The 2,256-nt window shown below is 74.5% G+C and carries 3 protein-coding genes; all 3 read right to left on the reverse strand.

Translation table 11 applies throughout. The features are described 5' to 3' along the window. Window positions 1-31: 31 nt before the first annotated feature. Complete coding sequence (locus HMPREF3099_RS07180) at window positions 32-883, reverse strand: MetQ/NlpA family ABC transporter substrate-binding protein (RefSeq protein WP_070705357.1); 852 nt, start codon at window positions 881-883, stop codon at window positions 32-34. 118 nt (window positions 884-1,001) lie between these two features. Further along, entirely contained in the window at window positions 1,002-1,655 is a 654-nt protein-coding gene (locus tag HMPREF3099_RS07185) for a methionine ABC transporter permease (RefSeq protein WP_070705358.1), read from the reverse strand. Next, window positions 1,652-2,256, reverse strand: a 605-nt coding sequence (locus HMPREF3099_RS07190) for an ATP-binding cassette domain-containing protein (RefSeq protein ID WP_141762042.1), incomplete at its 5' end; no start/stop codon positions are given. The genes HMPREF3099_RS07190 and HMPREF3099_RS07185, both read right to left, overlap by 4 nt.

A 2,256-nucleotide genomic window follows, 5' to 3' on the forward strand; every position in this document is an offset into this window, starting at 1 on the left:
TGGGTGGACGGGGTGGGGCGGCGGGGTGGGGTCAGTCGACCTGCACGACGGTGCCGTGCCAGGTGGACTCGATGTACTCCCCCACCGCGTCGCCGTGCAGCACGTCGGCCAGGGCGGCCAGCTGCGGGTCGTCGGCACGGTCGGCGGTGGTCACGAGGTTGATGACGAAGCGCTCGTCGCGCGGGTCCTCCAGGACGAGGGCGTCGTCGGTGTCCAGACCGTCCTGCACGGCGTAGTTGCCCGGCACGGCGCTCAGGGTGGCGTCGCCGACGGAGCGGGAGGTCTGGGCGGCCTCGACGGGCAGGAACTCCAGGTCCCTGGGGTTGGAGGTCACGTCCTCGGGCGTCGGCGGGAGGTCACCGGTGTCCGCCAGCTCGATGAGTCCGGCCTCCTGCAGCAGCCACAGGCCGCGGGCCCCGTTGGTGGGGTCGTTGGGGATGGCCACGCGGGAACCCGGCGCCAGGTCCTCCAGGGAGTCGACCTCCTCGGAGTAGAGGCCGAGCGGCTGGTTGGAGATGGGCGCCACGACCGCGAGGTCGTACCCGGCGGCCTGCTCCTGGCTCTGCAGGAAGAGGCGGTGCTGGTAGTAGTTGGCGTCCACCGACCCCTCGTCGAGCGCCGCGTTGGGCTGCAGGTAGTCGGTGAACTCCACGACCTCCAGCTCGAAGCCGGCCTCGGCGTCCAGCTGCTCCTCGTCGACGTGGCGCAGGATGTCCGCGTGGGGCGTGGGGGTGGCCGCCACGCGCAGCACGGGGCGTCCGTCCTCCTCGGCCCGGGTCTCCTCGGCGCCGCAGCCGGTGAGCGCGGGGGCGGCGAGAGCGAGGGCGGCCAGGCCCAGCGCGGTGCGTCGCCGGGCGGGGGTGGTGTGCGAGGTGGTGTGCACGGGGTCCTCCGGTCAGGTGGGTAGGGGGTGCCCTCACCACGACGCGCTGCGGCGTGGCGGGCTGTGAGGGGGTGCCGCGCGGCGCGCGGCGGCAGGGCCCGGTGACCCGGGCGGGCGCTCAGTGGCGGGTGATGCGGGCGGCGGTGTCGCCGAGGAACTGCACCAGCACCACCAGGGCCATGAGCACGGCCACGCAGGCCAGGGTCACGGTCATGTCGAACCGCTGGTAGCCGTAGCGGATGGCCAGGTCGCCCAGGCCCCCGCCGCCCACGGCGCCGGCCATGGCCGAGTAGCCGATGAGGGCCACGACGGTCACGGTGAGTCCGGCGATGAGGCCGGGCAGGGCCTCGGGCAGCAGCACCGACCGGATCACCTGGCCGCGAGTGGCCCCCATCGCGGTGGCGGCCTCCACCTTGCCGGGGTCGACCTCGCGCAGGGAGGTCTCCACGAGGCGCGCCAGGAAGGGGATGGCCCCGAGGGTCAGCGGCACGGCGGCGGCCGTGGGGCCGATGGTGGTGCCGGCCAGGCTCTTGGTGAGCGGGGCGATGAGCACCAGCAGGATGATGAACGGGATGGACCGGCCGGCGTTGACGACCGCGCCCACCACGGAGTTGAGCGCCCGGTGCGGGAAGAGCCCGCCGGGCGCGGTGGCCACGAGCAGCACGCCCAGCGGGATGCCGAGCAGCAGGGCGATGGCCGAGGACAGGCCCACCATGTAGAGGGTGTCCCAGGTGCCGTCGATGAGTTCCTCGATGAGGCGGTCGCGGGTCATGCCGGGATCTCCTGTCGGTGGGTGGAGGGCTGGGTGACGAGCAGGTCGAGGGTGCCGACGCGGGCGCCGTGCACGTTCTCCACGCGGGCGGCGGCCACCTGCACCTCGGCGCCGGTGGCGCGCAGCTCGGCGATGACGGCGTTCTCGTCCTGGGTGGCCAGGTCGACGGTCACGATGCGGGAGCCGGCCGGGAGGTCGGCGGCGTCCAGGGCGCGCACGGGGCGCGGCACGAGCTGGGAGGCCAGGGCGCTGCCGCGGGTGGCGGCCACCTCGGCCAGCGAGCCGGACTCCACCACGTGGCCGTCGGCCAGCAGGGTGACGCCGTCGGCCACGCGGGTGACCACGTCCATCTCGTGGGTGATGAGAACGGTGGTCAGCCCGAGGTCCGCGGTGAGCTCGCGCAGCAGGTCCAGGACGCTGCTGGTGGTCTCGGGGTCCAGGGCGCTGGTGGCCTCGTCGCAGAGCAGGACGCTGGGGTGGGTGACCAGGGCCCGCGCGATGGCCACGCGCTGCTTCTGGCCACCCGAGAGCTGGCGGGGGTGGGCCTTGGCCCGGCCGCCCAGGCCCACCCGCTCGAGCAGCTCGGCGGCACGGCGGGGGC

The sequence above is a fragment of the Kytococcus sp. HMSC28H12 genome (assembly GCF_001816045.1).
Lineage (GTDB): Bacteria > Actinomycetota > Actinomycetes > Actinomycetales > Dermatophilaceae > Kytococcus > Kytococcus schroeteri.